Source organism: Massilia sp. Se16.2.3 (genome assembly GCF_014171595.1).
Taxonomy (GTDB): Bacteria; Pseudomonadota; Gammaproteobacteria; order Burkholderiales; family Burkholderiaceae_D; genus Telluria.
The window spans coordinates 3,543,868-3,564,630 of the sequence record NZ_CP050451.1; the positions used below are offsets into that span (position 1 = coordinate 3,543,868).

The following is a 20,763-nucleotide window of genomic DNA, read 5'->3' on the forward strand; positions in this document are numbered from 1 at the left end:
CCAGCTCAGGCCGAGGCGCGCGCCGCCTCCGGGCGTGACGGCGCGCGGCGCATCAGCATCAGGGCGATCAGGCTCAGCAGACAAGCCGCCGACAGGTAGTAGCCCACGTAGTTCAGGCCATACTTCGTCGCCAGCGAGGTCGCGACATACGGCGCCAGCGAGGCGCCGAGGATGCCGGCGAGGTTGAAGGTGAGCGACGAACCCGTGTAGCGCACTTCCGGTGGGAACAGTTCGGCCAGCAGCGTGCCGAGCGGGCCGTAGGTGAGCCCGGTCAGGCTCAGGCCGAGCACCATGAACAGCCCCACCAGCACGATGCTGCCGGAACCGAACAGCGGGCCATAGGCGAGGCCGAACAGGATGATCGCCACCGTCACCCCGATCATCGCCGCGCGGCGGCCGTAGCGGTCGGCGATCAGCGCCGAAGGCGGGATCAGGAGGCCGAAGAAGATCACGGAACCCAGCTGCATCAGCAGGAACTGCGTACGCGAGTAGCCGAGCGCGGTCGTGCCCCAGCTGAGCGCGAACACCGTCATCAGGTAGAACACGACAAAGGTGGAGGTCGCCATGAGGGTGCCGAGGACCAGCGCGCGGCCATGCTGGCGCAGCACCGCCACCACCGGCACGCGCACGCGCTCGTTGCGCGCGATGACGGCCTGGAAGTCCGGCGTCTCGGTGATTTTCAAGCGTACGTACAGACCCACGCCCACCAGCAACGCGCTGGCCAGGAAAGGCACGCGCCAGCCCCGGGCGAAGAACTGATCGTCCGACAGCGTCTGCGTCAGCAGCAGGAACACGCCGCCCGAGAGGAAGAAGCCGATCGGCGCGCCCAGCTGCGGGAACATGCCGTACCAGGCGCGCTTGCCCGGCGGTGCGTTCTCGGTGGCCAGCAGCACGGCGCCGCCCCACTCGCCGCCCAGGCCCAGGCCCTGGCCGAAGCGGCACAGCGCCAGCAACAATGCCGCCATCGTACCCAGGGTTTCATAGGTCGGCAGCAGGCCGATGACGATGGTCGAGATCCCCATGGTCAGGAGTGCGGCGACGAGCGTCGCCTTGCGGCCGATGCGGTCGCCGAAGTGGCCGAACAGGGCCGAGCCGATCGGACGGGCAAAGAAGGCAATCGCAAAGGTGGCGAAGGACTGCAGGGTGGCGGCGGCCGGGTCGGCGGCCGGGAAGAACAGCTTCGGAAACACCAGCACGGCAGCCGTGGCGTAGATGTAGAAGTCGAAGAATTCGATGGTGGTGCCGATCAGGCTCGCGAAGAGGACGGTGCGGGCGCTGTTCGGATTGCTGCCTTTGGAAACCGTCATGCTCCAGTCCCTTCATCGTTGGCGGCCTGCGCCAGGGCCGCGCGCACTTCCTCGGCATCGTCTGGGCGGGTGACGCGCGCCACCTCGACGCCGTCCTTGAGCACCACCACCGTGGGCCAGAGCTTGATGCGGAACGAGCGTCCCAGCGGGCGGCCAGGGCCGTCCTCCACCTTCAGGTGCCGGGCGGCGGGAAAGTCCTTCAGCGCACGCGCGATCAGCGGCTCGCCGGCGCGGCAATAGCCGCACCAGTTGGTACCGAAGTCGAGGGCGACGAGGCCCGGCAGCGCGTCGACGGCGCTGCGTTCGGGCTGGGCGGTTTCGTAGGTCATTGCTAGCTCCTCAATAGTGCCAATAGGTCAAGCCTACCTGAAACACCGTCGAGGAGCCAGCACCTTATTGCGCTATCTCAATGCGCACCAGCGCCGCCATTCAATGCGCATGGCCGCCCTCCTCCGCGCAATGCGCCGGCTGCTCGCGGCACAGCCTTTCCCGGGCCTCCAGTGCCGGGCGCCGCGCGGCCATCTGCGCCGGGGTGCGCGCCGGCGCCAGGATCTCGTCCTGGGTGAAGACGCGCCCGTTCTTGATCACCAGGCGCACATCGGCGGCGGCGCGCAAGTCCGTCAAGGGGTCGCCGCGCACGGCGATCAGGTCGGCCAGCTTGCCCTTCTCGACCGTGCCGAGGTCCTTGTCGACGAAGGCCATGCGCGCCGCGTCGCGCGTCACCGAATACAGCGCCGCCAGGTTGCCCTGCACCGGGGCCGCGCCGCGCATGTTCAGGTGCAGCGAAATGCCCGGCACCACCAGCGGCGAATCGGTGCCGTTGGCCACCAGCGCGCCCGCCGCCTTGACCTTTGCCTGCTGGGTGGCGTCGTTGACGATGGCGGCCAGTTGGGTGGCGGTCGGCGGCTGCGCCGTTTGCAGTCCGGTGACGAAATTCGGCGGCACCGGGATGAAGCGCGGGTCCGTCACGATGCCGGGGTCGAGCCCTGCCGGGGCGCTGGCGGAGAACAGCGTATCGATCAGGTGGAAGTTGCCCTTGCCGTAGACATCGGCCGCATCCTGGTAGGTGATCGCACGCGCGAACGACTTCGACCAGCCATAGCCCATGCGCTGGGTGGCCGACAGGTGGGTGGTGCCGGCAAGGCCGGTGGCCGCGCCCGGCTGCACCATGTGGGTCCCGCTCGGCACGCCGAGGTCGAGCGCGCCCTGGGCGATGCGTTCCATGATCGGAATCGGCGCGCGCACATAGCTCTTCAGGAAGTCCGCGTCCATGCGCTTGGCCTTGTCGATCTCGATCTGGGCGATCTGGGGCGTGCGCAGGGTGCGGGCAAAGCTGTAGAACAGGCGGTTGCCTTCCCACAGCGGCGGCGAGATGAAGAGGCGCGGCCCGATCAGGTTGCCCGCTTCCAGGGCCTCGCGCATTTCCACGCTCTGGTGCAGCGGGCCGGCCACCGACTGCGCGGTCGTGATGCCGTAGGACAGCATCAGCTGGGCGATCTGGCCGAACTGGCCGCCCTGGTACAGGGTCAGCGGGTGCAGGTGGGTTTCGACCAGGCCCGGCATGACGGTCAGGCCGCCCGCGTCGACGACGCGCGTCGCGCTGCCGTGGTCCGCATGCGGTGCCACCGAAACGATCCGGTTGCCCTCGACCACGATATCCACGTCGCGCCGCAGCGCCGTGCCGACGCCGTCCCACAGCGCGCCGGCATGGATCAGGGTGCGGCCTTCGGGCACGGCCTGGCGCCAGCTCAGCTCGACCGGTACATCGCGCGTGCCGCTGCCGTCGGCGCGCACGGTGCGCACGCGCTCGGCCGACTTGTAGAGGATGGTCTGGGAGTCGCCGCCCCAGGCCGGCAGGTCGGCCGGGTCGTCCGTGACCTGCCGCGCCGGGCCGGTGGGGGCGCCGTCCGGACCGAGGGGCATCACGTGCAGGCGCGAATCCATGATGAAGGCGACCTTGCTGCCGTCCGGCGCAAGCGCCGCCGCGCCTTCGTCGCGCTCGGAGATCTGGCGCGGTGCCGCGGCGACCGGGTAGAAGACCGCCGTGCGGGTGGCCAGGTCGATCACGCGCAGCTTGTTATAGCCCTCGCGGAAGCGGTTGTTGATGCGCTCGTTGTCGACCAGGAGGATGCGCTGGCCGTCGGGCGTCCATTGCGGCGTGCTGACCTGGGTGCTGTTCGAGGCGATGATGACTTCCGATGTGCCCGTCGCGCGGTTCCAGATCTCGAGCTGGCCCGACAGGCTGGTGTAGGCGATGCGCGTGCCGTCCGGCGACAGCTTGGGTGTGACCAGCGAACGCCCGGGAATCGCCGCCAGCCGGGTGCGCGCGCCAGTCGCGAGCGTCACCTGGTCGATGGCCAGCTGCCCCGCATTGCCGCGCTCGGAGGAAAAGTACACGGCGCTGCCGTCACTCGTCCATTGCGGGTTGGCGTCGCGGTCCGGGTCGTTCGTGAGCCGCACGGGATCCTCGCCGATGCGCATGGTCCAGACGTCGTTCAGGGCGACGAAGGCGATGCTGCGCCCATCCGGCGACAGGACCGGGGCGCTGATCCCGCGCACCGGCCGCGTCCTGAAGTTGTCGAACTGGCGGTCTTTCTTCCTGGCAAAGGTCGGGCGGCGTAGCTTCAGCTCGGCCGTGAAGCCGATGTCGCGCAGGTCCCCGCCCGCGACCGCGCGGGTGCGGATCTTGCCGTCGGCCGTGTAGAGGAAGCGCCCGTCGGCCTGGAAGCGCACCGGGAAGGGAAAGATGTCCTCGTCGTTCGTTACCTGCGTGGTACCGACGACCAGCTGGCGCGCCGCGTTCTGGTAGACCAGTGCGCTGCCGTCGGGCAGCCAGGCCGGCGCCGTGCCGGGTGCCACGACGGCCGGCGCGCCGCCTGCGAGCGGCGCCGTCATGACGTTCGTACCGTCGACATAGGCCAGGGTCGTGCCGTCGGGCGACACGACCGGGTTGCTCTCGGCCCCGGGTCCGGTCGTCACCGGGTCGGCGCCCCGCCCAGGTCCAGGCGCCAGATCTTGTACTGGCCATCCATGCCGCGGTCGGACGAAAACACCAGGCCGCTGCCGTCGGGCAGCCAGGCCGGTTCGCGGTCGTCAAAGGGTCCGCTCGTCAGTTCGCGCGCGCCGCTGCCATCGGGGCGGATCGTCCAGATATGGAAGTTTCCTTCCGGCGCATAGTTCTGGAAGGCGATGCTGCGTCCGTCGGGCGACCACACCGGCGCTGTCGGCTCGAGGCGGTAGTCGGTAATGCGCACGGCGCGCCCGCCGGCGGACGGCATGATCCACAAGGCCCCCGGGCGGAGAACACGATGCGTTTGCCGTCGGGCGAGGGAGCGGCGGCCATGTTGGTGCCTTCGCGCAGCTCGACGGTGAAGACGCGCGTCGGGCCACGCAGGTCGTTGAGCTGGTCGACGCCGCCCTGCCACTGGCAGGCGCCGAGCAGGGCCGCGCCGATGGCGGCAGCCAGGATGCTGCGGACGAGCGGTCGGGTGGGCTGGATGTACTTGCAGGTCTTCATGTCGTGCCTCCGGATGGATTGCCGAAATGCACCGAAACGGTGCGTGTTGACCTGCCCATCATGGAAGCCGTGCCTGACGAATTGCTGACTGTTGAGTCCGCTTAGAAACAGCCGGGCCGGGTTCGAACGATTTCCTGCGCTGTCTCAAGCTCAGCCGCTGATCCGTGGGAACTTTCTTGCTGTCCGGCTGCAAAAAAAGAAATGCCGAGCAAGGTGAAATGCTTAACGGACGCATCCTTCTCCGGATGGCATATTTGTTTCAAACTCGTCAATAGGAGGACACCATGTCTGACAATCTGCAAAAAGCCGGCGCCCAGGACCGCAGCCGCATCAACGTGCACGAGGAATGGGAAGTGCGCCACTGGACCGAAGCGCTGGGCGTGTCGCGCGAAGAACTCGAGCGCGCCGTCGCCGCCGTCGGACCGGCCGTGAGCGCCGTGCGCGAACACCTCAAGCGTCGCTGATCCGCCTTCCTTGTCGTCGTACCCCGGGCCGGATACCGCGTGTCCAGCCCGGGCGCCGATCTTGCGGCCGGGCCTCCGGCACCGCCTGGCAGCCCGCTTCGCCCGTCGCCCTCACCGGCGTCGTGACCCGGCCCTTCGGCCAGCCCGTCAGGCAGCCCTGGCGATCACCTCCGGCCCCACCGGGGACATCCGTGCGCCCTTGCGCGCCTTCGTGCGCGCCCCCGCGCGCCTTCGTGCGCGCCCGCACGCCTTCGTGCGTGCCCCGCACGCACTCATCCCTATACAAGGAGCCCAATGTGGATATCCGCGGCTATATTGCATCCCTGAACATTACCCTGCCGAACGCGCTGTTCGCCCTTGCGCTTGCCGTCGTCAGCTTCCTCGTCATCCACGGCGCCCTGGCCCTGTTCCGGCGCCGGCTCGACCAGCTCAGCGACGAGTGGGCGCACCGTCCTGTCGCCGAAATTCTGCGCAGAACCCTGGCGCGCACCAGCAACCTGGTGGTGTTCGCCACCAGCATCCTGATCGGCCTGTCGGCGCTCGACCTTCCCCCACCCTGGAACGCGCGCGTCAGCCACCTGTGGTTCGTTACCGTCGGCCTGCAGCTGGCCATCTACCTGCACAGTGCCATCAAGGTCACGGCCAAGCGCTATTTCCTGACCCACGACCGCGGCCACGGCGGCGTCGACGCCCAGGTGACGGTCGCGCACACCCTGATCATCTGGGTGCTGCAGACGAGCGTGTGGGTCATCTTCGCGCTGGCGCTGCTGGCGAACCTGGGCGTGAACATCACGACCTTTGTCGCCAGCCTCGGCATTGGCGGTATCGCCATCGCACTGGCCGTGCAGAACGTGCTGGGCGACCTGTTCGCCTCGCTCTCGATCGCGCTCGACAAGCCCTTCGAGGTGGGCGACTTCATCGCCATGGGCGACATCTCGGGTACCGTGGAAAAGGTGGGGCTGAAGACGACGCGCATCCGCGCCCAGAGCGGCGAGCAGATCGTGATCTCGAACGCCGAACTGTTGAAGAACACGGTGGCGAACTACAAGCGCATGGTCACCCGGCGCATCGTCTACAACCTGCGCGCCCACCCGGACACGCCGCCGGCGGCAGCCTCGCGCGTCCCGACGGCGATCGCGGGTATCATCGGCAAGCACGAAAAGGTGCGCTTCGACCGCGCCCACCTGTCCAAGTACACCCAGGACTATATCGAGTACGAAATCGTCTACACGATGCTCGACGCCGACTACGACCTGTTCATGAATACCCAGCAGGCGATCATCCTGGCGTCGATGCAGATGTTTGCCGACCTCGGCATCTCGACCGCGCCGCGTGCCCAGCAGCTCCTGCTGCAGGAAGCGGCCGAGCCGGGTGCGGCGGAGTTGCCGAACGACCCGCGGGCGCGCCACCCCGCGGCCTTGCGCAGCCTGCCGAAAGGCGCCTGAGGCGCCAGGCGGCGGCTGCTTTTCCAGACACGCTATCGACAGGAGAATCTGCATGAACCAGCCACCGCAACAGCAACAGCCACCCGGTACCGAGTCCCAGCTCACACCCGCCGCCGACCACGGCGAAACCAGCTACGAAGGCTCGGGCAAGCTCACCGGCAAGGCCACCGTCATCACCGGCGGCGACAGCGGCATCGGCCGCGCCGTCGCACTGGCATTCGCGCGGGAGGGGGCCGATGTCCTGATCGCCTACCTGAACGAGCATGAGGACGCGCAGGAGACGGCGCGCCTGGTGGAAGCGGCCGGCCGCCGGGCCGTGCTGATGCCGGGCGACCTGGCCGAGCCGGCACACTGCCGCGCGATCGTCCAGCGCGCCGTGCAGGAATTCGGGCGCATCGACGTGCTGGTGAACAATGCCGCCTTCCAGATGACCCACGATTCGATCGAGGAGATTCCCGATGAGGAATGGGACTACACCTTCAAGGTGAACATCACCGCCATGTTCCACATCTGCAAGGCCGCGGTGAAGCACATGCCGGCGGGCTCCTCGATCATCAACACCACCTCGATCAATTCCGACAACCCGAAGCCGACGCTGCTGGCCTACGCTGCTACCAAGGGCGCGATCGCCAACTTCACGGCCGGGTTGGCGCAGCTGCTGGCCGAAAAAGGCATCCGGGTGAACTCGGTGGCGCCTGGGCCGATCTGGACGCCGCTGATCCCGGCAACGATGCCACCCGACCAGGTGGAAAGTTTCGGCCAGCAGGTGCCGATGAAGCGCCCTGGCCAGCCGGCGGAAGTCGCGCCCGTGTACGTGCTGCTGGCGTCGAACCAGGCCAGCTATATTTCCGGTGCGCGCATCGCGGTGACCGGGGGCACGCCGATTCTGTAGCGCGGGTTCGTCGTGCGCAGCAGCGCGTTCGCCGGCGCCGCGCGCGCCGTAGGGTGGCGTCCTGACTCCACGCGGTAGTACGCATCCGATGCGCACCGCGAAACTGACCCGGGTGCTCGCGATTCGAGGGCGTGAACAGCTTTGCGGCGCCTGGCGGTACGACCGCGTGGGCTCGAGAGCCCACCCTACGCCCCCCTGCGATTGGTAGGGTGGGCTCTCGAGCCCACGCGGTCCAGCCATCGCGCATGGCGCACTCACGCTCGGGCACCCATGGCGCTCAGGCGTTTTCCGGATCGCCCTGCGCCACCACCCGATCACGCCCACCGCGCTTGGCCGCATACAGCGCCCGGTCGGCCGCTTCCACCAGGCCGGCGGCGTCCAGTTGTCGCCCGGGCGCGCTGCTCGCCACCCCGATGCTCAGGGTCACCTGCGGATGCAGCGCAGCGGGCGCGTGCGCCATCTTCAAGCCGGCCACGTGCTCGCGCAGGCCGTTCGCCAGCATGCGCGCCTGCTCGAGCGTGGTGTCGGGCAGGATGGCCGCGAACTCCTCGCCGCCGTAGCGCGCCGCCACGTCCGCCGGGCGCTTGAGCATGCTTGAGAACGCCTGGGCGACGGTGACGAGGCAGGCGTCGCCGGCCTGGTGGCCGTAATAGTCGTTGTAGGCCTTGAACGAATCGATATCGAGGAGCAGCAGCGACAGTGCACTGCCGCCACGCTGTGCGCGCCGCAGTTCGCGGTCCAGCGCCAGGTTGAAGTAGCCGCGGTTGTGGATGCCGGTCAGCGCGTCGACATGCGAACGGGCCCGCATCGCCTCGGCATGATCGAGCAGCTGGCGCTCACGCACGTTGACGCCGCTGACGTCGCGGATCTCGACCAGGCAGTAGCTGTCCTTGCCCTGCCTGAAAGGCGTGACCGCGATCGCCTGGTCGATGCGCGCGCCGTCGAAGCTGCCGGCCTCGCGCAGCGGGAACGGCGCGCGGCCCTGCGACGGGGGGAACGTTCGCGGCCGTGCCGTGCTCGAGCGCGGCCAGCACGGCCTCCTCGACGCGCGAACTGCGCAGCTCGGGGAAGACGTCGAACAGGATGTCGCCCTCCACGCGCGCGGCCGAGCGGCCGGAACGCGCCACCATCCAGCGGTTCCAGTGGACGATGACGGAGCGGGAGTCGAGGACGACGAGGCCGCAGTTGACGAGGTTGAGGGCGGCGGAGGCGAGATCGCCGGTCTGGTCGGGGAAAGCGTTCAGCATGGATGGGCTTGGAGCAGGGATGGGGGATGATACTGCATGCGTGGGGGCATGCCAGGGAGGAGTCCGGGCATTAAATCCCATCGCGCGAGGCAACAATGCGCAAGTTTTCGCGTGGGCACGGGGTGCCCACGCTACGGTTGCGGTGCCACGACGGCGTCCGCCAACATGCTGCCGCATCCGCAGCCGTCACGGTCTTCTATCAATATAGTGGGGTCGGCACCGGCGTCGGTGGCGGGGGCGGCGGCTCGGTCTCCGGCGCCGGCTCGATCACCTCGACGGCCTCGTCCTCCGGCGCAGGTTCGGCCGGCTGGCCTCGTCGGACGGCACGCCCTCGACCAGGTCGCCCGGCTCGATGAATTCCTCCTCGGGCTCGGACTGCTCGATGCGCGGTGCGGCCGCGGGGCGCCCGCCGGGGAAGATGGCCTCGCGATCGAGCTTGCCCGCGTCAAAGGCGCTCTTGAAGAAATCGCCAACGAGCAGGATGGCATTGTGGCCGCCCTGCCCCCAATAGCTGCTGCGCATCGTCACGCGGTTGTCGTTGAAACCGACCCAGGAGCCGGCCACCAGGTTCGGGTGCATCAGGATGAACCAGCCGTCGGCATTGTTCTGGGTGGTGCCGGTCTTGCCGGCGACATCGCCGTAGATGCCGAAGCGCGAGCGCACGGCGGTGCCGGTGCCGCGGTTGACCACCCCGCGCAGCATGTCGATCAGGGTCGTGCTGGCCGCCTGCGACATCGCCCGCTCGGGCGCGATGTTGGCGAAGTCCGCAACCACCTTGCCGTCGCGGTCGAGGATGCGGCGCACGAACACGGGTTTGCGGTATTCGCCCTGCGCCGCGATGGTGGCATAGCTGCTCACCATTTCCAGCAGGGTCACGGGGCTGGTGCCGAGCGCCAGCGAAGGCACCTGGGCGAGTTTACTCTGGCGAATACCGAGGTTGCGCGCCAGCTTGACGATCGGCGGCAGGCCGACGTCCTGCATCACCTGCGCCGTGATCGTGTTCTTCGAATACACCAGGCCGTCGCGCATCGTCATGCGGCGCCCGCTGGTACCGGACATGTCGGTCGGACGCCAGACGGTGCCGTCCGCGGCGCGGATGTCCATCACGGCATCCACGTAAGGGTGTTCGGGTGCCAGGCCGCTTTCCAGCGCGGCGCCATACACGAAGGGCTTGAAGGTGGAACCGGGCTGGCGCGCGGCCTGGGCCACGTGGTCGAACTGGTCGCGCGCAAAATCGCGGCTTCCCACCCAGGCCTTCACCTCGCCCGTGGTCGGGTCGATGGCGACGAAGCCGGCCTCCAGGCGCGTCTTGGCATCTTTGAGCGTGCGCAGCCAGTCGCGGTCGGCCTTGACGCGCTTGAGCGCGGCCGTCGGCGCCTCGCCGCCCTCCACCGCGCGGCGGTAGGCGCTGCTTTCGCGGATGAAGGCATCGAGCTGGGCTGGATGGGTTTGCCAGTAGTATTCGAAGGGCGTGACGTCCTCGCGCATCGACGTGAAAGTGGAGGTCGAGGTCGACCCCGGCACCCAGGAATGGGCCCACTCGACGTCGGCCACCGCCTGCAGGGCAGCTGCCTGGCGCTCGACCGCGCGCGTGGCGGCGGCCTGCAAATCGGGGTCGAGCGTCGTCTCCACCTTCAGGCCGTCCAGGGCCAGGTCGTAGTCGTTCCCGTCGGCCCACTCCAGCAGCCACTTGCGCACATAGGCCGTGAAGTGGTTGTCGCGCCCGCTGCGCTCGACCTGGCGCTCGAAGTGCAGCTTCATCGGCCGTTTTTTCAGCGCTTCGAAGCGCGCGCTGTTGAAGGCCCCGTGCTTGAACATCTGGCCCAGTACCACGTTGCGGCGCGCCAGCGAGCGCTCGGGATTGGTCACGGGGTTGTAGTAATAGGTGCCCTTCAACATGCCGACCAGGGTCGCCGCCTCGAGCACGTCGAGCTTCGCTGCCGGTTTGTCGAAATAGGTGCGGGCTGCCATCTCGATGCCGCGCGCGTTGTACAGGAAAGGCACCGTGTTCAGGTAGGCTTCCAGGATCTCGGTCTTGCTATAGGTGTTCTCGATCTTGACCGCGGTGATCAGTTCCTTCAGCTTGCGGTTGATGCTGCGCGCGCGCCCGATCTCCTCGGGGAACATGTTGCGCGCCAGCTGCTGGGTGATGGTCGAGCCGCCCTGGGCATCGCCCTTCAGGCTGGCCACCAGGGCCCCGGCGATGCGGGTGAAGTCGACGCCATGGTGGTCGTAGAAGCGGTGGTCCTCGGTGGCGATCAGGGCGCTGACCACGTGCGGCGACACCTGCGAGAGCTTGACGCGCTCCTGCAGGCCCTGCTCGAAGGTGCCGAGCTCCTTGCCGTCGCTCGAGAGGATCACGCTCGGGCGTGCGCTGCTGACCTGCTTGAGGTCGGCGATGCCGGGCGTGAGCGGGATCAGGATCAGGAGGTAGGCCAGCAGGAGGAGCAACAGGCCCGCCATGCTCCCCAGGCCGACCAGCAGCACCTGTTCCCAGCGGGGACGCCCGGCCAGGAAACCGTGGGCCTGGCCGACACCTTGCCGCGCCCGGTTGCTGGCGCTGCCGAACAATTCCTTTGCCTGCTGGCGGATGCCGTTCTCGGTCTTTTCGTCCTGGTCCACTGGTTTCCTTGCTTGCGAATCAATCTCCGGGACGCAGTATAGCCGACGGCGGGTCGCGTCACGGTTGGGCGCCGGCGGACGGAGGGCGCCCGCGGCCGGCGCAGGGGGCCCTGCCGGCGCGCCTGCTTTCGGCTATCATGTCAGGATGTCTTTACGAAATCCCATTGCCGGGGCCGCTGATCTGCCGCCGGCGACGCGCGTGCTGCGCCAGTTCCGCGTCGTCTTCAATTCGGTCAAAACCCATTTTCGCCAGGTCGAACGCGAAGCCGGACTCGGCGGCGCGCAGGTCTGGGCCCTGTCCGTCATCGCCGAAACGCCCGGGATCGGCGTCACCGAACTGGCGCGCGCGCTCGATATCCACCAGTCCACCGCCAGCAACCTGGTGCGCACGCTCGCGACGCGCGGCCTGGTCGCGACCAGCCGCGAGGGCAGCGACCGCCGCGGCGTGGCGCTGCGCGCCCTTCCCGCCGCCGAGGCCCTGCTGGCGCGCGCCCCGGCGCCTTTGCCGGCGTGCTGCCCGACGCCCTCGCCAGCCTCGACCGCGAAACACTCGAGCGCCCGGAACAGGACCTGGCATGCCTGATCGCGCGCCTGGCCGTCGATGGCGACGGTGCGCAGGTGCCGCTGTCGCAGATTTGAGCGGCGCGCCGGGCTAGCCCGGGTCACCTGCCCGCAGCCGGCCCAGCGCGGCGTCGACGATGCCTTCGACGCTGCCCGCCCCGGCGCGTGCATTGCGCAGGAAATGGGCGTCGCTGCCGGTATGCGTCACCTGGTACAGATGTTCGAGCGCAGCTTCGCTGCCCAGCGCCTGCGCGTGCGGCTGCAGCAGGCGCAGCGTGGTCAGGATGTCCTCGCGCAGCGAGATCGATTCGTGCCGCTGTGGATGGACCAGGGTGCCGTCCAGGCCGAAGCGGCAGGCCTGGAAGCGGTTGTAGTTGTAGACCAGGTAGTCGTCCTCGCAGGGCGCCGGCTCGCTGCCCTCCAGCAGATAACGGCACAGCGCCTGCAGGTAGCAGGCCAGGGCGGCGGCCCGTTCGACCGTCAGCGGCGTGTCGCAGACGCGCAATTCGATGGTGCCGTACTCCGGTTTCGGGCGCAGGTCCCAGTAGAAGTCCTTCATGCTGCGCACGATGCCGGTATGTTCCATGCGCCTGAAATAGTCGCGCTCGAAGGCCTCCCACTCGAGGATGAAGGGCGCCCTGCCCGACAGCGGGAAGGCGAACACGGAATTGAGGCGCGCCGACTGGAACTGGGTGTCGCTCCCCTGCAGGAAGGGTGACGAGGCCGACATTGCGATAAAGTGCGGCACATAGCGGTTCAGGGCGTGCAGCAGGAACAGCGCCTCGTCGCCCGAACCGCAGCCGATGTGCACGTGCTGGCCGAACACGGTGAACTGCTTGGCCAGGTACCCGTACAGGCTCGATACCTCGCGAAAGCGCGGCCTGGCGAAAATCTTGCGCTGGGACCACTGCTGGAAAGGGTGGGTGCCACCGCCGCAGACGCCCACATTCAGGCGGTCGCCCGCGCGCAGCAGGGTGTCGCGGATCTGGCGCAGCTCGCCCAGCAATTCGCCATGGTGGGTGTGCACGCTCGAGTTAATCTCGATCATGCTCTCGGTGATCTCCGGCGTCACATTCCCGGGGAACGGCGCGCGCCCCAGCAGTTCGAGCATATCGGGCGAAGCCGGTACCAGGTCGAAGTCCGACAGGCTGACGAGCTGCAGTTCCAGTTCGACGCCCATGGTCAGCGACTGCGATTGGCTGAATGGGGGTAGCGCCATGATCAAGCCTCCTTGGCAATACGGTGTTCATTCGCCCAGACCACGGCGCGCTGGGTCAGCACCGGTCCAAGCACGTCGAGCAGCAGCATGACCACCGCCAGCGGCGCCAGGCTGTCGAACAGGTCGACGCCGATCCAGCGCGTCTGCTCCATCAACAGGATCGCGAATACCGCCATCGGCGTGAGCGCCATGCCCGACAGCGCCCCTTTCCGTGCCGTGATGCCGGACACGCGGGCGAAGGCCGTGCATACGCCGATCTTGACGACCGCCCGCACCAGCACCAGCAGCAGGCCCAGGGCCAGGCCGCCGCCGAGGTGCTCGAGCTCGACCCTGGTGGCGACAAAGAAGAACATCAGCACGGCCAGCAGATCGCCGAGCACGCCGAAGTTGCGTTGCGCGGGACTGAGCGCGATGCGCCGGTGGCGCGCCACCAGGCCGAAGGTCAGCGCCGCCAGCACCGGCGAGAACTGCAGCACGTGGGTGACGGCCACCAGCAGCACGACCGCCAGCGCAAAGGCCAGCGTGGCGCCTTCGGCGGCCCCGATCAGGCGCAGCCATAGCGGGACCGGGGCGCCGAACAGCGCGCCGAGTCCGCTCGACACGGCCAGCACCAGCAGGCTCCTGGCGGCGGCGTGGGCCAGGTCGCCCGAGGTCTGGAACAGACCGATGCCGACGACGACGTTAAAGGTGAAGACCGCCATCACGCAGTTCAGCGCCGTCAGGTGCAGGGCACGCTCGGTGACCTGGCCGGCGGCACCCTGTTCGTTGAGCACGCGCAGCAGGCCAGCGGGCGAACTCGACATCGCAAGCGCGGCCGTCAGCGCGGCCGGCAGCCGCTCCATGCCGCACTGCCCCGCGACCAGGAACACGGCGGCGAAAGTACAGGCTGCCTCGAGCACCGAGGTGACGACGATCCAGGGGTTGTTGCGCAGCCAGCGCAGGTTGATGCGGTAGCCCAGTTCGAACAGGATCAGGCCGAAGCCCAGGTTCGCCAGCAGCATGAAGTTCCTGGACTCGGACGGCGGCAGGTAGCCGGCGGCCAGGTTACCGAAGACGAAGCCCGCCAGGCCATACACGGCGATGCGCGGCAGCGCGGTCCAGCGGTAGATCAGTTCGCCAGCCATCCAGGCCAGCGTCATGGCCAGTGGCCAGGCAAGTTGCAATCCAAGATCGGCATAGTCAGGCATGGGCTCTCCTTGACGCGCGGAAGCGGGAGCATCTGGACGGGGCCGGGCCGGCTCGCGTCGACGATGGCGACGGGCGTGCGCCGCCGGCCGGGTACGATGCTCAGGATGTGCGCCACCGGGCGGTGGGCCTCCCGCAAAAAACCGCCCCCGGTGGCCCGGGGGCATCGAAAAAGAAGCGCACGCAGCCTGTGCACACGCCTCCTCGCTGATCGACAGCAGCGCCGTAGCGGCGACCCTGTGACTCAGCCATATTGCCTGACTTTTAGTTCGATAGCAACTACATTTGTCCGAATGTATGGACGCTAGCGCACCTGGCTGATCGCGCAAACGGAGTTGCGACCCTCCACCCGGCAGCTGTTACGCTCGCGCCCGTCACGGTCCCATACCTTCACCAGCCAGGCCTCGGTCCCGGTGCGTTCCATCGTCATGTAGCCGAAGCCGTCGATCCAGGAACTCATGTGGGCGACGACCGCGCCCGGGGCCGGCGACTGGCCCGGTGGCGGCATCGCCGGCAGCGGCACGATGTCTTCCGCCGTCCCCGAAAAGCCCGACACGAACTGGGTCGGATGGCGGCTGGCGAAGCTGACCTGCTCCCACAGGTGCACGTGGCCCGACAGCAGCATCTGCACCGACTCCGGCAGATAGCCCGGCTCGACGTCGCCGAACGCGTCCAGCAAGCCCCGGTCGCCGCCGAACAGCGTGACCGCGCCGCTCTTCGGGTCGCGGTTGGCACCGAAGGCGAACAGGGGATGGTGGTCGACCGCGATGTTGTAGCGCGCGGCGCCGGCCAGCTGCGCCACCTTGCGGGCGGTGTCGGCATAGCGGGCGCGGCGCGGGTCGGATGGCGGCAAGCCCTTGTAGCTGGTGTTCGCGCTGTCGAACACGATCAGCTGGGCGCCGGCGCCAAGGGGCACCGCATACGGGTCGCTGTGGTCGCCGAGGGCATCGTTGGCCGGCAGGTCGCAGTCGCGTCCGGTCTCGAAGGGACGGGGGTCGAGGTAGCGCCACCAGCCCTGCCCGGCGCGGGCACAGCTTTCGTGGTTGCCGCGCGCGAGCACCCAGGGCGCGGCGGCGAGGAGCTTGCCCGCCGGGGTAAAGAAGTCGGCGGCCCAGGCGTCGAAACCGTAGCCGTAGGGGCTGCCGGCGCAGCCCGCCCGGCCGGCGGGGCACGGGTCTTCGCGGTAGTGGTAGTCGCCCACGTGGACCACCAGGTCGGGCTCGAAAGCGGCTGCACTGGCCGCCACGCGCGCGAACGGATAAGCCCCCTCGGGTCGTTGCAATCACGGGCCTCGCGCCCTTTCAGGCGGCAGCCGGTGTCGCCAATGACGACGATGCGTTCTGGTGCCGCTTTTGGCACCGGCAAGGCCTTGCCGAAGACGGACGCGGTGGCGGCGCCAGCCGCGATGGGCGCTTCGCAGGTCAGCACGACCTTCGTCGCCGGCGCGTGGGGCTGGCCAGGGCGAACCGGAATGCCCGCATGCGGCACGCGCACACGCATCGGCAGCAGGTGGCCGTCCACGCTCAGCGGCGGACAGGCGGGCGCATCGAGGATGACGCGCGCGGTGGCGGCGCCGTGCGGGCCGATGACGACAAAGGCTGCCGCCTCTTGCCTGGGGTCGGGGGCAGGCTGGCGCAGGCGGCCAGCGCCAGGGTCGGCAACAGGCAGGCGGCTCGCCGTGGCAGGAAGGATGGCATTCGGGACCTCCGGCAAAAAGTGCAAATGTATCACGGCAATATCGTGGGCGAGCGATGCCGCCGGTGGCCGCAGCCGGGCGCGGCCGCCGTCAAGCTTGCGTTAGCATATTGGCAAAAGGAGTACGGAGAAAAGGACGCACAATGGAGATTGCGCCGTGGCTGCAGGCGGGTTTTTGGGGCACCGTTGCCGGTGCGGCGCTGCTGCTGGGCGCCGCGGCCGGCTACTGGTTCCGGGTGCCGCCGCGCCTGGTCGCCGCCATCATGGCGTTCGGCAGCGGCGTGCTGATTTCGGCGCTCTCGTTCGAACTGATGGACGAGGCCTTCCGCACCGGCGGCTTCGGCGCGACCGCGCTGGGTTTCCCTGGCCGGCGCCCCGGTCACCACACCCCGGCCAACTGGTGGCTGGCGCACGGCGGCGCCAGACACGAAAAAAACGTTCATGCAAGCAGCCGAGCGAAGCCGAGCACGGCGGCAGCGGGGTGGCGATCGCGGTCGGCGCCCTGCTCGACGGGATTCCCGAGTCGATCGTGATCGGCCTGTCGATGCTTGGCGGCGGCAAGGTCAGCCTGGTCGCGGTGTCGGCCATTTTCCTGTCGAACGTGCCCGAGGGCTTGTCGAGCGCGGCCGGCATGAAGAAGGCGGACCGCCCAGCCCTGTACATCTTCGGCATCTGGGGCGGCATCGCCCTTGCCTCGGCCTGGCGGCGCTGGCCGGGTTCACCCTGTTCGAAGGCGTCGCCCCCGCCACGGTGGCCGCGACCACGGCGGTAGCGGCCGGCGCCATCCTTGCCATGCTGGTCGACACCATGATTCCGGAAGCGTTCGAGGAAGCACACGACTTTGCCGGGCTCATCACGGTGGCCGGCTTCCTCGCAGCCTTCGCACTGAGCAAGCTGGGCGGGTGAACGGACGACTGCGCCCCTGGCTACCTTGCCGCCGTCGCCGGACGTATCGCAGCACGGATCTTGCGCCCCAGCTCCGCGTCGTCGATCGGCGGGTACATCTCGATTTTCCCGACGTTGTTGGCGATGATGCCGGCGACCAGTGCGCCGCCAATCACGGTGCCCACGATGTTCGGCCCCGCTCCCGGCGCCAGCGCGACCTGGTCGGCACGCTGCTGCACCACCTTGTCGAGGCTGTCGACCACGTGCGCTTCCTGCTCGAAGATATAGAAGAAGCGCGGCGGCTTCGCGCCGTTTTTCGGGACGTAGATCCCGCCCATCTGTAACCGTGGTTTTGGCTGGACCATGGCATTGGTCATCCAGATCGTCCGGTCTTTTCCGAAGTAATAGACGCCCTCGGCATCCTCCCTGGCGGCGACGTACACGCCGGGCAGCGCGCCCTCTTCGCAGCGGACATTCAAGCCCCGATAGGACACCGTCGAGATCTTCTCCTGCAAGGCGATCTCTTCGTGGCGATCGGAGACCGCGAAGTCTTCCGGGCGCGTACTTGCACAGCCTGCAATGACGAGCGACAGCATGGCGGCACCGACTAGTTTGACTGGATTCATTGGACTTTCTTTTTCCTTAATTGAAGACACCGGTGGGCGCACCGGAGCGTACAAGCTTCCCTGTCCGAACGGCCGCTTGCCGGCAAGCTTGCCGCAGGGTGAAGAAACCGAGGTGGGCAGAGTAGCAACTATTGCACCGCCTGTCACCCGGCAGCGCGCCGCCCTGCGACATGGTCGCCCAACCAGCTAACCTGCCAGACCGCGCAACATAAGTGGTCTTGCCAATTCCGCTTCTCGGCGATACCATGGACTTCGGCAAAGCCAGCGCTGAGCAGCCGGCAGGAGAGCTTGCGACCGATATCCGGCGGGCGCCCATCCACCATAAAAGACACGGAGACAAATCGATGAACGACGAAAACGGCCGCCTCGCGGGCCGCCGCAGCATATTGAAAGCGGCCGGCGCGACCGGCCTGTTGCTGGCAAGCGGCGGCGCTGCGCACGCCGCCCTCTCGAGCGCGCGCAAGCGCTATGCCGTAGTCGGCGTCGGCTCGCGCGCACGCATGTTCACGAATGCGATGACGGGCCCATTTCGCGACACGAGCGAAATCGTCGCCGTCTGCGACACCAACAAGGGCCGCCTGGCGCGCGCCGTCAAAACGATTTCGGACACGAAGGCCAGCGCGCCGGCCGCCTACCTCGCCGCCGACTTCGACCGCATGCTGCGCGAAACGAAGCCGGAATTCGTGATCGTCACCACGCCCGACGCGCGCCACGACGACTACATCGTGCGCGCGCTCGACGCCGGCTGCGACGTCATCACCGAAAAGCCGATGGCGACGACCGCCGAGAAGACCCAGCGCATCCTCGATGCCGTCAAGCGCAGCGGCCGCCACATCCGCGTCACTTTCAACTACCGCTATTCGCCGCCGCGCAGCCAGGTGAAGGACATCCTGATGTCAGGCGAGATCGGCGACATCATCTCCGTCGACTTCACCTGGCTGCTCAACACCGTGCACGGCGCCGACTACTTCCGCCGCTGGCACAGCAACAAGGCCAATTCGGGCGGACTGATGGTGCACAAGTCCACCCACCACTTCGACCTGGTCAACTGGTGGCTGGGCGCCCAGCCGGAGACCGTGCATGCCTTCGGCTCGCGCCAGTTCTACACGCCCGAGACGGCGCGCCGCATGGGCCTGGCGAGCCACCACGAGCGCTGCCTGACCTGCCCGGAAAAGCAGAAGTGCAGCTTCTATTTCGACCTGGCGGCCGACCCGGGCCTGAAGTCGCTTTACCTCGACAACGAGCAGTACGATGGCTACTTCCGCGACCAGTGCGTGTGGCGTCCGGAAATCAACATCGAGGACACCATGAACGTGATGGTCCGCTACGACAATGGCACGCACCTGAATTATGCGCTGCAGGCCTATGATGCCTGGGAGGGCTACCACGTCGCCTTCAACGGCACCAAGGGCCGCCTGGAACACCGCATCGTCGAGTCCGGCGGCGCGGCGGGCGCGGCCAAGGTGCAGAGCGGCAGCGAGAACGTCTCGATCCGGGTGATCCCAATTCGCGGCCAGGCCCGCGACATCACGCCTTGGACCGGGGTGGGCAGCCACGGCGGCGGCGACAACGTCATGCTCACCGAGATCTTCGGCAACTCCCCTCCGGACAAGTACAGGCGCGCCTCCGACGAGCGCGCCGGCGCCTGGTCGGCGCTGGTCGGGATCGCGACGAACAAGTGCTTCGAGACGGGGCAGACGGTGCGTGTGGCCGACCTGGTCACGGGCTTGACGCCGCCGGACCGCGCGCCGATGCCGACGCGCGCGACCCCGGTGCCGATGCCGATCCGGATCAAGATTCCTTGAACAGTCGGGTGGCCGCGCGCGCTTCGAAGCGTGCATAGTGCCCACGCATGTAGCCGTCGAACCTGGCCGCGTGCTGGCCAAGGTGCGATGCGTCAAGCAGTGCTCCGTTGGTCACGCCGAGCTTTGCGGCCTGCTCGCGCACGTCGGGGTGCAGCTGCACAGTGTAGGTGTAGTTCGGGCCAGGCTTGAAACCGAGCAGGCAGCGATCAAACAACTTGTCGACGTGGCTGGCAAGCAGCAGGCCATTTGCCCCGTCGAGACGCTCATCGTCGCTGTCGCAGTCGCTCCATGGTTTGATGTGAGAAGCCACCAGAAGCTCGGGAATCGTCGTTTTGGTCAGGGCGCACGTTTCTCCCTGTTGCCAAGCCCTGATGACACGCGACCTGAATTTGCCTTGGCCAATGCGCGCCGCAACGAGCACCTCGCGCGTAGTCGGGCCAGACGGAGCCTCGAGCGCAAGCAGGTCGCCCAGCAAACCGGCCGGAGGCAGTTCGGTCACTTCGACCTCGGAGGTCCCGTCGTAGGCAGGGTTTGGCGGGCTGTTTGCCCATTCGGCTACGGCCCTGAGTCGCTTCTTGCCGGGTCTGAGCGTGATCGTGGATGTCCCCCAGGGATAGTCAACGCCCGCCAATGCCGGATTCAGTTCTTTTGTATAGCGGAGTACGATGTCCGTCCGGCCAGCGCCTGCTGTCACTCGAACCACCTCGACGTAGTACTTGACCGGATCATGCCCTTCCCACCTTTCCCACGTCGTCATCAGGTCTCCGGCTTCGGGCAAGTCGGCGTCATCGATCGTGACTGTTTCGACCGAATGCATCCAAGCAATGCTGAGCGAGTATTTCGCCATTCAACTCTCCTTTCGATACGGCAGCCGGGAACGGACGGCGTGCGCCGCAGGCTTTACAATAGCAGCAGGCCCGGCAAGCGGGCATACGGATGACGCCACACAAGGTAAAAATGATAGTTCTTAAAGTTCCATACGCCGAAAAGGACGAAGCCAAAGCACTGGGCGCGCGCTGGAATCCCACGCGCAAATGCTGGTACATCCCCGATGGCAAGGACGCCGCCCCATTCGCAAAGTGGGTCACGGCAGGTGCCGAGGCGGCGGCCGGGCCGGCCTCGCCATCCTCGCGCGATGCGTTCGGGGCCAAGCCGGTCGTCGGATCGAAATACGTCGAACTGGCCCATGCCTGCAACCCCTTCGAGGAATGCCCGGAGTGCAAACCGCGCCTGATCGAGAGCGGCTGGCTGGAAGCGCACCAGGCGGTGCGCAGGCTGCTGGCCGGGCTTTGA

At 67.8% G+C, this 20,763-nt stretch carries 21 protein-coding genes; 9 read left to right on the top strand and 12 right to left on the bottom strand.

Annotated elements, in window-relative coordinates:
* Positions 1–5: 5 nt before the first annotated feature.
* The 4 genes from G4G31_RS16175 to G4G31_RS16190 all read right to left on the bottom strand — a co-directional run bounded on the left by G4G31_RS16175 (position 6) and on the right by G4G31_RS16190 (position 4,585).
* Positions 6–1,307 (bottom strand): MFS transporter, encoded by a 1,302-nt coding sequence (locus G4G31_RS16175; RefSeq protein ID WP_182988520.1) that lies wholly within the window; start codon positions 1,305–1,307, stop codon positions 6–8.
* Positions 1,304–1,636 (bottom strand): thioredoxin family protein, encoded by a 333-nt coding sequence (locus G4G31_RS16180; RefSeq protein ID WP_182988521.1) that lies wholly within the window; start codon positions 1,634–1,636, stop codon positions 1,304–1,306. Before G4G31_RS16180 ends, G4G31_RS16175 begins: the two co-directional genes overlap by 4 nt.
* Before the next feature lie 100 nt (positions 1,637–1,736).
* Entirely contained in the window at positions 1,737–4,286 is a 2,550-nt protein-coding gene (locus G4G31_RS16185) for an amidohydrolase family protein (protein ID WP_182988522.1), read from the bottom strand.
* Positions 4,283–4,585, bottom strand: a complete 303-nt coding sequence (locus tag G4G31_RS16190; RefSeq protein WP_182988523.1) for a PD40 domain-containing protein — start codon at positions 4,583–4,585, stop codon at positions 4,283–4,285. Before G4G31_RS16190 ends, G4G31_RS16185 begins: the two co-directional genes overlap by 4 nt.
* A 523-nt stretch (positions 4,586–5,108) precedes the next feature.
* Here G4G31_RS16190 and G4G31_RS16195 point away from each other — a divergent pair.
* From G4G31_RS16195 to G4G31_RS16205, 3 genes are all read left to right on the top strand, one after another.
* On the top strand, positions 5,109–5,288 hold the full coding sequence (locus G4G31_RS16195; RefSeq protein ID WP_182988524.1) for a DUF3606 domain-containing protein: 180 nt from the start codon (positions 5,109–5,111) through the stop codon (positions 5,286–5,288).
* Between the two features lie 296 nt (positions 5,289–5,584).
* Entirely contained in the window at positions 5,585–6,733 is a 1,149-nt protein-coding gene (locus tag G4G31_RS16200; RefSeq protein ID WP_182988525.1) for a mechanosensitive ion channel family protein, read from the top strand.
* Between the two features lie 52 nt (positions 6,734–6,785).
* On the top strand, positions 6,786–7,625 hold the full coding sequence (locus tag G4G31_RS16205) for a glucose 1-dehydrogenase (RefSeq protein ID WP_182988526.1): 840 nt from the start codon (positions 6,786–6,788) through the stop codon (positions 7,623–7,625).
* Positions 7,626–7,902: 277 nt separating this feature from the next.
* Here the strand turns inward: G4G31_RS16205 and G4G31_RS26445 are convergent, their stop codons facing one another.
* From G4G31_RS26445 to G4G31_RS16215, 3 genes are all read right to left on the bottom strand, one after another.
* On the bottom strand, positions 7,903–8,469 hold the full coding sequence (locus G4G31_RS26445) for a diguanylate cyclase (protein ID WP_229425043.1): 567 nt from the start codon (positions 8,467–8,469) through the stop codon (positions 7,903–7,905).
* Positions 8,462–8,872, bottom strand: a complete 411-nt coding sequence (locus G4G31_RS26450) for a PAS domain-containing protein (protein ID WP_229425044.1) — start codon at positions 8,870–8,872, stop codon at positions 8,462–8,464. The genes G4G31_RS26445 and G4G31_RS26450 overlap by 8 nt, the downstream gene beginning before the upstream one ends.
* Before the next feature lie 267 nt (positions 8,873–9,139).
* Positions 9,140–11,494: a penicillin-binding protein 1A gene (locus G4G31_RS16215; protein ID WP_229425045.1), complete on the bottom strand. Its 2,355-nt coding sequence runs from the start codon at positions 11,492–11,494 to the stop codon at positions 9,140–9,142.
* Between the two features lie 145 nt (positions 11,495–11,639).
* Between G4G31_RS16215 and G4G31_RS16220 the strand changes: the two genes are divergently transcribed.
* The gene (locus tag G4G31_RS16220) at positions 11,640–12,077 is read left to right on the top strand and encodes a MarR family winged helix-turn-helix transcriptional regulator (protein WP_229425046.1); all 438 of its coding nucleotides are present in this window, start codon (positions 11,640–11,642) and stop codon (positions 12,075–12,077) included.
* A gap of 69 nt (positions 12,078–12,146) precedes the next feature.
* Here the strand turns inward: G4G31_RS16220 and G4G31_RS16225 are convergent, their stop codons facing one another.
* The 3 genes from G4G31_RS16225 to G4G31_RS16235 form a co-directional block, all read right to left on the bottom strand.
* On the bottom strand, positions 12,147–13,274 hold the full coding sequence (locus G4G31_RS16225; protein ID WP_182988527.1) for a YbdK family carboxylate-amine ligase: 1,128 nt from the start codon (positions 13,272–13,274) through the stop codon (positions 12,147–12,149).
* Positions 13,275–13,276: 2 nt separating this feature from the next.
* Entirely contained in the window at positions 13,277–14,461 is a 1,185-nt protein-coding gene (locus tag G4G31_RS16230; protein ID WP_182988528.1) for a cation:proton antiporter, read from the bottom strand.
* Positions 14,462–14,763: 302 nt separating this feature from the next.
* Positions 14,764–15,741: a metallophosphoesterase gene (locus G4G31_RS16235; protein ID WP_182988529.1), complete on the bottom strand. Its 978-nt coding sequence runs from the start codon at positions 15,739–15,741 to the stop codon at positions 14,764–14,766.
* Between the two features lie 556 nt (positions 15,742–16,297).
* Here G4G31_RS16235 and G4G31_RS26455 point away from each other — a divergent pair.
* Genes G4G31_RS26455 through G4G31_RS26465 form a run of 3 tightly spaced genes read left to right on the top strand, consistent with a single transcriptional unit; the run spans position 16,298 to position 17,060 of the window.
* Positions 16,298–16,687, top strand: coding sequence for a hypothetical protein (locus tag G4G31_RS26455; protein ID WP_229425047.1), 390 nt, complete (start codon positions 16,298–16,300; stop codon positions 16,685–16,687).
* Positions 16,636–16,926 (top strand): hypothetical protein, encoded by a 291-nt coding sequence (locus G4G31_RS26460; RefSeq protein WP_229425048.1) that lies wholly within the window; start codon positions 16,636–16,638, stop codon positions 16,924–16,926. Before G4G31_RS26455 ends, G4G31_RS26460 begins: the two co-directional genes overlap by 52 nt.
* On the top strand, positions 16,905–17,060 hold the full coding sequence (locus G4G31_RS26465) for a hypothetical protein (protein ID WP_229425049.1): 156 nt from the start codon (positions 16,905–16,907) through the stop codon (positions 17,058–17,060). The genes G4G31_RS26460 and G4G31_RS26465 overlap by 22 nt, the downstream gene beginning before the upstream one ends.
* A gap of 20 nt (positions 17,061–17,080) precedes the next feature.
* Here the strand turns inward: G4G31_RS26465 and G4G31_RS16245 are convergent, their stop codons facing one another.
* Positions 17,081–17,635, bottom strand: coding sequence for a hypothetical protein (locus tag G4G31_RS16245; RefSeq protein WP_182988530.1), 555 nt, complete (start codon positions 17,633–17,635; stop codon positions 17,081–17,083).
* Positions 17,636–18,009: 374 nt separating this feature from the next.
* Between G4G31_RS16245 and G4G31_RS16250 the strand changes: the two genes are divergently transcribed.
* The gene (locus G4G31_RS16250; protein ID WP_182988531.1) at positions 18,010–19,470 is read left to right on the top strand and encodes a Gfo/Idh/MocA family protein; all 1,461 of its coding nucleotides are present in this window, start codon (positions 18,010–18,012) and stop codon (positions 19,468–19,470) included.
* Here G4G31_RS16250 and G4G31_RS16255 read toward each other — a convergent pair.
* On the bottom strand, positions 19,457–20,317 hold the full coding sequence (locus G4G31_RS16255; RefSeq protein WP_182988532.1) for an HNH endonuclease: 861 nt from the start codon (positions 20,315–20,317) through the stop codon (positions 19,457–19,459). The genes G4G31_RS16250 and G4G31_RS16255 overlap by 14 nt on opposite strands.
* A gap of 110 nt (positions 20,318–20,427) precedes the next feature.
* On the opposite strand from G4G31_RS16255, the gene G4G31_RS16260 reads away from it, so the two are divergent.
* On the top strand, positions 20,428–20,763 hold the full coding sequence (locus tag G4G31_RS16260) for a DUF5710 domain-containing protein (protein WP_182988533.1): 336 nt from the start codon (positions 20,428–20,430) through the stop codon (positions 20,761–20,763).